Source organism: Chitinophaga sp. (assembly GCF_036566945.1).
In the GTDB taxonomy this organism is placed as follows: domain Bacteria; phylum Bacteroidota; class Bacteroidia; order Chitinophagales; family Chitinophagaceae; genus Chitinophaga.
On record NZ_DATCVJ010000930.1, the window covers coordinates 1 to 8,207 of the forward strand.

6 protein-coding genes and 1 pseudogene are annotated in these 8,207 nt (G+C 45.4%); 2 read left to right on the forward strand and 5 right to left on the reverse strand.

Annotated elements, in window-relative coordinates; translation table 11 throughout:
• Window positions 1-1,008 (forward strand): annotated as a pseudogene (locus VIP81_RS27900) (arylsulfatase); the annotation flags it as partial.
• A gap of 80 nt (window positions 1,009-1,088) precedes the next feature.
• Here VIP81_RS27900 and VIP81_RS27905 read toward each other — a convergent pair.
• Window positions 1,089-1,949, reverse strand: coding sequence for a DUF2490 domain-containing protein (locus tag VIP81_RS27905; protein WP_331969231.1), 861 nt, complete (start codon window positions 1,947-1,949; stop codon window positions 1,089-1,091).
• Between the two features lie 342 nt (window positions 1,950-2,291).
• Here VIP81_RS27905 and VIP81_RS27910 point away from each other — a divergent pair, with 342 nt between their 5' ends.
• Window positions 2,292-2,819 carry a DUF3237 domain-containing protein gene (locus VIP81_RS27910; protein ID WP_331969234.1) on the forward strand — a complete coding sequence of 176 codons (528 nt, stop codon included), beginning with the start codon at window positions 2,292-2,294 and terminating at the stop codon, window positions 2,817-2,819.
• A gap of 11 nt (window positions 2,820-2,830) precedes the next feature.
• Here the strand turns inward: VIP81_RS27910 and VIP81_RS27915 are convergent, their stop codons facing one another.
• From VIP81_RS27915 to VIP81_RS27930, 4 genes are all read right to left on the reverse strand, one after another.
• Window positions 2,831-3,892 (reverse strand): leucine-rich repeat domain-containing protein, encoded by a 1,062-nt coding sequence (locus VIP81_RS27915; RefSeq protein WP_331969237.1) that lies wholly within the window; start codon window positions 3,890-3,892, stop codon window positions 2,831-2,833.
• A 53-nt stretch (window positions 3,893-3,945) separates the two neighbouring features.
• Window positions 3,946-5,394: a hypothetical protein gene (locus VIP81_RS27920; protein ID WP_331969240.1), complete on the reverse strand. Its 1,449-nt coding sequence runs from the start codon at window positions 5,392-5,394 to the stop codon at window positions 3,946-3,948.
• A 7-nt stretch (window positions 5,395-5,401) separates the two neighbouring features.
• Window positions 5,402-7,834 (reverse strand): DUF4280 domain-containing protein, encoded by a 2,433-nt coding sequence (locus VIP81_RS27925; protein ID WP_331969243.1) that lies wholly within the window; start codon window positions 7,832-7,834, stop codon window positions 5,402-5,404.
• Window positions 7,835-7,838: 4 nt separating this feature from the next.
• On the reverse strand, window positions 7,839-8,207 hold a 369-nt coding region (locus VIP81_RS27930; protein WP_331969246.1), incomplete at its 5' end, for a hypothetical protein.

Sequence of the window (8,207 nt, forward strand, 5' to 3'; positions counted from 1 at the left end):
CATTCCGTAGATATTGTTCCAACAATCCTGGATATATGCGGACTTAAAATGCCGGATGTATATCATGGGGTGAAGCAGTATCCGCTTTCCGGCGTATCTATGAAATATACGTTTGACGCAAAGCCGGACGACCCTACTCAAAAGAAAGTACAATATTACACCATGCTGGGCACACGCGGCATTTGGGCCGACGGCTGGAAAGCAGCTGCACTGCATGCTCCATTAACGGGTAAGGCAAATTTTGATAAAGACCAATGGCAATTATACCACACGGCTGTTGACAGATCAGAATCACAGGATGTGGCGAAAGAAAATCCGGAGAAATTAAAAGAGCTGATCGCCCTGTGGATGGACGAAGCAAAGAAGAACAACGGTCTTCCACTCGATGACCGCACAGCTGTGGAATTATTGGGCATTGAGCGTCCCACACAGGAACCAGCCAGGGAAAGATACGTCTACTATCCAGGCACGGCACCTGTTCCTGAAGGTGTGGCTGCAAATATCCGGGGACGTTCCTATAAAATAATCGCCAATGTGGAAATTACTGACGCCAATGCTTCCGGAGTGATCTTCGCACACGGATCAAGATTCGGCGGCCATTCACTTTTCATAAAAGACCACAAACTATATTATGTCTATAACTTCTTAGGCATTAAACCTGAACAGGTATTTTCTTCGCCAGTGGGTGTGAAACCAGGTAAATATACCATAGGGGTAGAATTTACCAGAGATACTACCGGCAAGAATGGCGAATCGATCGGTACATTGAAATTATACGTCAATGATAAAGTAGTAATGGAAGGCCCGATGAGAACGCAACCCGGTAAATTTACACTGGCCGGTGATGGACTATGTGTAGGATATGACAGCGGTGATGCGGTGAGCGATCTTTATAAAACACCAGGTACATTTAAAGGGGGTAACATTCAACTGGTAGGTGTAACAGTAGAAAAAGCGCAGTATAGGGATCTTGAATCTGAAGCAAAAAGAGCGTTAATGAGTAACTAGCAGATGAAAGAAGTATTGAAGTAATCTTCAACAAAGCCTGTAAATACATCAATATTTACAGGCTTTGTTGTTTTCGGTACTCAGTCTGCGCCGCCGTCAACATTGTCGAAAGTTTCCCGCTCTTTAGGCGTAAAGCTGTATCGAAGCGAAAAGATAGGTCCGTAATAAATATCAAACTGGGTTCCATTCGTTCTTAATTGCATTTGTGCAATCACGCCCGCGAGTGCATGCAGGTTCTTTGTAAGACCAGCACTGTAGTAAATAGATTGCCGGAAAATATCAAATCTGCTGGCGGCATAGTCTTTATCTGCGAACTTCAGCATTATTTCCATATAATAGGAAACGTTAGGGGCTTTCAGGAATACGTTGGGATTGTCCTGCCGGAGAAAGTGATTGAATCCCACCCTGGCCCTGACCCTCGGTATAACCCTCGCCACACCGTTTCGGTCGTCAAAAAATTTAGTTTCAAACCTTACCTGCTGGAAAAGGCTTCCTTTGGGCATCTTCTGAGCAAAGGAACCCATCACGATCAAGCGCCGTTCGAGGGTTTCATAGTTGCCGGACTCCTTTACTTCATATTTCTTATTACGTGCATAGCCCAGCCACAGCTTCATATTTTTGAGTCCGGAGTAAGCGATCCACGGCCTCACCACGAACCGCTGCGCATAGGCAAACGGATTGCCTACATCATAGGCGCCCTGGGTAACAATCTGCAGGTCCACTTCACCATCGAGATGCCATTTTTTTACCAGCGGAAACGAAAAATCTGTTTCCCCGATGGCGGCAGGAATGAAGCCGAAGGTATATGGAGGAGCAGCGGGTGTTTGCCCAAAAACATTACTGTTGGCGAAAAACAGGACAACAGGAATGATCAGCAACCGGATGATCAGCCGGCATTCGATCTTATGTTTCCTCCTGTTTTGTTTGGTCGTTGTTTGCATTTCAAATCGGTTGTTTAATAAAGAAGCACAATATGTTCGCTTCATTCCTCTTTGGAATGAAAAGTTTATGATTGATGATCGTGCTATGCCCAGGGAGATTTTAGCAGAAAGCGTGAGATGCTGTTCACCAATTAAACGTCTGCGAAGCGGGTTTGTTCATTTCCCGCTAACAATAGTTTGGAAGAAATAATGAAAAAAAGACCTTCCATGTCCTGCACCAACGCTCCGGAAAGCTTTCTTAGATGACTAACAATCAAAGGTTTATTTCTTATTTTAATTATTTCGCAAAAAAAGCCGACCGTTTTACCTGGCTCAATCGTCAAAAGATAAAACCTTGATAAAATGAAAAAAGTAATCTTCTTTGCCCTGTTTTTTTTCGCTGGTTTCTATATGCCCGTAAATGCGCAGGAACTTAAATCAACCTTCTTATTTGATTTGGAAATCAGCACCCACCCACCACAGGCAGTAGGGCGCGTATTAACGGGAACGCGACTCATTTTTCCGTTTAAAGCCGGTGTTGTAAAAGGCGATAAAATTAATGGTCAAATCATAGACGGTGGCGGGGAATGGGGCCTTATGACAGATTCCACTACTTTTAAAATGGACTCCCGTGCGACCATCAGGACAGATGACGGCGCGTTGATTTACATCGCCTATACCGGGTATAACTACGCCGACGGACCAGCATCCGCTTTACTGCGAATGGGTAAAGGCAGTGAACTGTCGCCCGCTGAATATTACTTCAGATCAACGCCGGTATTTGAAACCAGTGCACCTAAATATGCCTGGCTTAATCATACGGTTGCTGTAGGAGTAGGGCGTTTTGCGGCACCCGGAAAAATAGTTTACCGCATATATGCCATTCAGTAAAGGCCAATAAATTAATGGTCTGCGGCCGTTCTTAGTAAACGTTTTTTTTCGGTATCATCCAGCAGGGTACTGTCTATCGGATTACCGCTGACAGCCATTTTAGCGGGAGCAACGAGGAGGAGTGGCCGCAGATCTTTTATCCTGTTATTACAAACATCCACTTCCCGCAGCGCAGGCAGGTAACGAATAAAAGAGAGCTCCTGCAATTTATTACCCTTGAGATAGATCGTTGTAAGATGCGCAAGGGGAGTAGTACAACTAATGCGGGTGATACTGTTAAAAGTAGCAGAAAGGTTCTCTAATACCGGAAATACAGATAAAGAAGGCAATGTGGTTAAAAGATTGTCTCCCACCCGGAGATTTTTTAACGATGGCATAAGCGGGATTTCCAACCGGGTAATCCTGTTGTGGGTCAGATCCAGTTCCTGCAAATCCATAAATCCCGTCAACACCACGGGACCGGCGATTTTGTTATTACTCAGGTCCAGCCGCTGTAGTTTTTTTAAGGCTAATACGGTGGTAATGTCAGTAATACTGCAACCGGGCAATGCCAGTACACGCAATGCTGTTTTGCCTTTCAGGGGCAGGAGATCTTTTATCGGTAAAGATGCAGCGCCATATCCCAGCAACAATACCTGAAGACGGGATAAACGTTCAATGCCCGCCAGGCTTCGCAACTGATTTTGTCTGGCGTCCAGGTATTGCAGCTGTGTTAACCCCTGTAGCGGAGTCAGGTCTTTTATTTCATTATCGCTGATATCCAGCCAGGTGAGTTCTTTCAGCAACATTAACGGCCTGAGATGCGTGATGGCGCCGCCGTACTTTCTGTTGGCGCCACTTATATTCAGGTACTTCAGATGAAGCGTATATTTCAACTGCGGAAAAATAACTTCTTCTTCTGTGGTATTGATATCCAATGAATCTGTTTTCATTAAAACAGATAAGGGAATATGCTGTCCGGCAGCCGTGAAGAAGTAAATACCGTCCTCGGAGCTTACTTCACCTGCACCGATAGCTTTGGACAGATCTATTCCTGCGCGCTGATAAATATTGCGCACACTGTCCTGAGCCATACTCCTGTGACCAAATAAAATTAACAGACCTATGATAAGCGTACTTTTCTTCATCAATTCTTTTTAACCGGTGTTACGGCTGGTGCTCCTCCTTTTTTTGCGCCTGGTTTATCACCGGCTGCAGGCTTGGTTTCCGGGGCCAATTCATTTTTGAGTTTTTCGCCTTCCGGATCTTTCATTTCAATCTTTTCGCCAGTGGCGTCATCTTTTGTTATTCTGCTTTCAGACAACAGTTTCAAATTTTTAATGACGGTATCCTTTTGTGATTTAGTGCCATTGGTATGTAAGTTACGATAATGGGTAAATACTTTTAGTCCATCATCCAAACGACTTTTTTTGATGAAATCATTCCTTTCTCCCAGGTGTTTATAGCCACCATTTACTTTCAGGGTAGTCATTTTAATATCATCATTATCCGAATAAGTAGAAAGTATTTTCGTTGTTACGGCCCAGAACACCAGGGCGGATTGCACGGGATACATCATATTGGATGCATCTGCCAGTTTATCATAATTTCCTTTCAATGCGCCTTCTGTATCATTTTTGGTAAAATCGATATAGCCAGTGGTGTCTTCCGGGAATGGTTGTTTTTTCCTTTGCTCAGAAAATTTCTCATAGTTTTCTTTACCCGTCAGTTGGATGATGCCTCTTCCCCTGAAGCGGTAGCCGTTTTGTAAACTCTCTTTGCCGTTGCCCATTCGGTCGCCATACGCGCGGGAAGGCCATTTGATCTTGAAGGCATCATGTTTTTTGACAGATATTTTAAGTGTCGCATCGTCTTTAATCACCACGCCGTTTTTCTCATCCACTCTGCCATAGAGCAGGGTTTCATCTACGGTAAGCTCTTTATAATCTCCATCCAGTAGTGTCTGGATGTCTTTCTTGTTTTTTTCATCTTTCTTTTTGTATTCCACTACCAGCAGGTCTGTGATTTCAGCCTTTGTGAAACAGTTGTATCGTTGATGTTTAGGATCAAAGTAATCATTGATCTTGAAGGAGGAGGCGAAGTACTTACTAAAATTACCTCGTAACCCTTTATGGCCATAGTTCATCCCTTCTTCGAAAGTGCTGAACCTGCCGCATTCGGCTGCTGCCTGGGAAATAAAGTGGGCTTTCCGTAAGCAGGTGTCGAGATTATAATCTTTACGGTATTTATTTACATAATCCAGGATATCTGTGAGATGCTTGTCATTTTCTGTTGTCAGCGGAATGATATTTCCCTTTTTATCTTTTTGTTCGATGATAAACTTTACCTGCGCAGCGGTGATTTCTTTTTCACATTCCGGGCATTTGTATTCTTCTTCCTTCTCATCTTTTTCATGACTGGCCACGCCGTTATATTCCGGTGTTTTATCTTGCTTGTCTGCTGGCGGCTGATCCTGGCCTTGTGGGCCATGGAAAGAGTCATCGATCCCGTCTTCCACTGGTGGCGGTAATGAAGGATCTACGGGGGTAGGGGTACCCGATGAAGATGCCGGCGGTTGTGATTTTATTTTTACCATCGCTGCTTTATTTTGATGTTTGTAACAGGGAAGAAATGCGTTGAGCTTTTTTGAAAGCAGGGCTGTTGGTCATTCCCTGTTCTTTATAAAACGAAAGGGTTCTGGCGGCAATCTGCCGGGCCGACAGCTTATTTTCTTCGCTGCCACCGTCAATCATATCATCCTGTATAAAGAACCAGGTGGAGGGGATAGTGGTAGAAGCGCCATTTTGCAGTTCAGCGGCCACCGTTTTTTCATCCAGCATAAACACGGCATATTGCAACAGGCTGAAACCGGCTTCGGTACTGGGGTTATATCCATGCTGTATCAGCAATGCCAATGTTTCAGGACTCACTGTATAATCGCGGCTGTACTGTTTTCTGATGGCATCGGTCACCTGGGTAAGCGATACTTTATTGTCCAGCAGATAGCTGATGACGGCGATGCTGTTGTTGCCTTTCAGCGCCGCCGCTACAAAGTCTTCCTGGCTAAATGTATGCAGGATTTCCGGTGGAGCGGCCCGCCGGAGAAATGACAAAGGTGATTTTACCAGCAGCCACATTTTTACAGCAGCAGGAGAAACGGTCGCTCCATGTTGAATAAGCCATTCGGAAAGGTCCTGTTGTTTTTGTTGCATCGCCGCCGGATTCTGCGAACTTTTTGCGAGTCCGCCGCCACTGAGCTTACTGTAATCATACACATAAAACAGCGAGGTGTATTGGGGGATCTGTAGCGGTAAATTGCCTATCTCCCCGAAAGCAATAGTGGTATCGGTACTCAGTATGGTGTTGGGATCAACGTGTTGTTCCAGCAATTGTTTGAGTTGTACGGTATCTGCATTTCTCAGGGCATTGGTCCATTGTTTTAGTGTAGCCGTATCTGTTGGTGCATCCGCATGAGTGGCAGCCGTATGGACTGGTTGTGAACCATTGGCACAGGAAACTGCGCCACTCAGCAATCCCAGCAGGAAAAATTTTCCGAAGAGAGATTTAATACCTTTGTTACTGCCTTCTTCTTTCGCTGGCATAGGGGAGGCTGCCGGAGTAGCGGACGTTTCCTGTGCTTTCGTCCAGGCTTCCTGTTTCGCTTTTACGGCATCCTGCCATGGTTTGTAACAGGTATCGGGAGATATTTCCGGTAAGGGATCTACTTTGACATAGAAGAGTGCTTCTTTGGTGGCATCAAAGGCCACTGCCATTTTACCTTTGCCGGTGGTAGTTCTGTAAATATTTTTCAATTCTGGCAGGAGGTCCACCAGTTTATCATTCAGATTATTAAAATATACCGTGTTATTGATGCCGGCTATTTGTTGAAAATAGCCACCGGTACCATTTCTAATGCCGATACAACCTTCCAGGTCACCGGATACAAATGGGTCGATGGATATACCTCCCCGGTAAGGCGTAGTCAGGATCGTTTTCATATTGGTGTCCGTTTTATCCAGTATCACTCTATATCGGGCGGTTCCGCTGATCACATAATTCATCGCATAATATTCGGGTTGCCCGTTGAGTCCTGTGGGTGGGATGGGGCCACCGGTTTTATAATAGCTGGTGTTGTTATCGCGGGTATGACGGGCCACTTCCATCAGGAGGGCAGCATTGCCATGGGAGCCGCTGCCGATGTCCTGGTCCAGTTTCTTTTTGGCGTCGCCGGCATTTTCACCTTTGTAGACGAACATTTTATAAGTAGGGTAGGCATTTGTAAAGACGCCGTTTCGCAGATAAACAGGATAAACAGATGCCAGTTTTTCTTTGAAAGCAGCTTTTTTGTTGCCATAATCATACGGTGTATCTACACCTTTTTTGTAGGTGGTTTGTTTCCCTTTGGCGTCTGTATGTGTGGCCAGTGTGGGATTGGTGGCATGTGCCACGAGTTCGGCCAGTACTTTGCTACCGGCTTTTTCCTCGGTGAAGGTATGTTTGGTTTCATCTACCTTATACCAGCGATCGCTGGCTGGTACTGCATTATACACTTCGTTGCTCACATACCATACTACTTCTTTATTCTCTACCTGCATGGGCGTGGCGAGGGGAAGATCTGCGGTAGGTATTTTAATATCCTTTACGGTTGCTTTTTGTTTCCCATCTGTAATGGTAATTTTTCCACCACCGGCGGAGCATTGGTTGGTAGATTTTTCCAGCAGGAAAAAGTTGTCTTCACCCAGACTCACATCTTCCGCAACCTGCTGCCATTCCATCAAAGCAGGGCTGCAGGCGCTGTTACGCTGAGCAGAACAGGTGCCAAAAGTGGGGGTGATGGTTTTGTCTTTCGAGGTGGCTTTGAGTGCATCCTGCAGAAATACAAACGCATTAGCCGCCACTTTGAGCTGACCGGGTGTACTACCGCAACTACATTTCAGCAGTGCCTGGTCACATACATATTTACTCCCGGCGGGTGCCGGCTTTTCTTCTTTTTTCTTTTCTTTTGGTTTGCTGCTCGTGTGCTGTTGTTTTCCCATATTATCACGATTCAAGTAAATCAATCCGGAAATCTGCTTTTCTCACATATATGTTTCCTATTGTGAGACGGTAGCGTAGATCTGCTTTCAGCAGTACATGGCTGCTGTGGTCGAGCAGGTATTGTCCCTTATACTGTTCCAATAGCAGTTCGGCTTCTTCGTGGGCCGGTATTTCAAGTGTTTCAAAAAGATATTGTTCCAGCGCGGGAAGGTCCAGCTGTGATTCATTCAAACAACCGGTTACCTGCACCGTAAGCGGATCAGTATCCGATTTCACATCCAGGATGCGGCGGGTTTCTGTCACCGGCAGGGGCGCCTGACGGAAGATTGCGTTGTATTGTTTATGCAGTTGTTGTTCTCCCGAAAAAGGGTA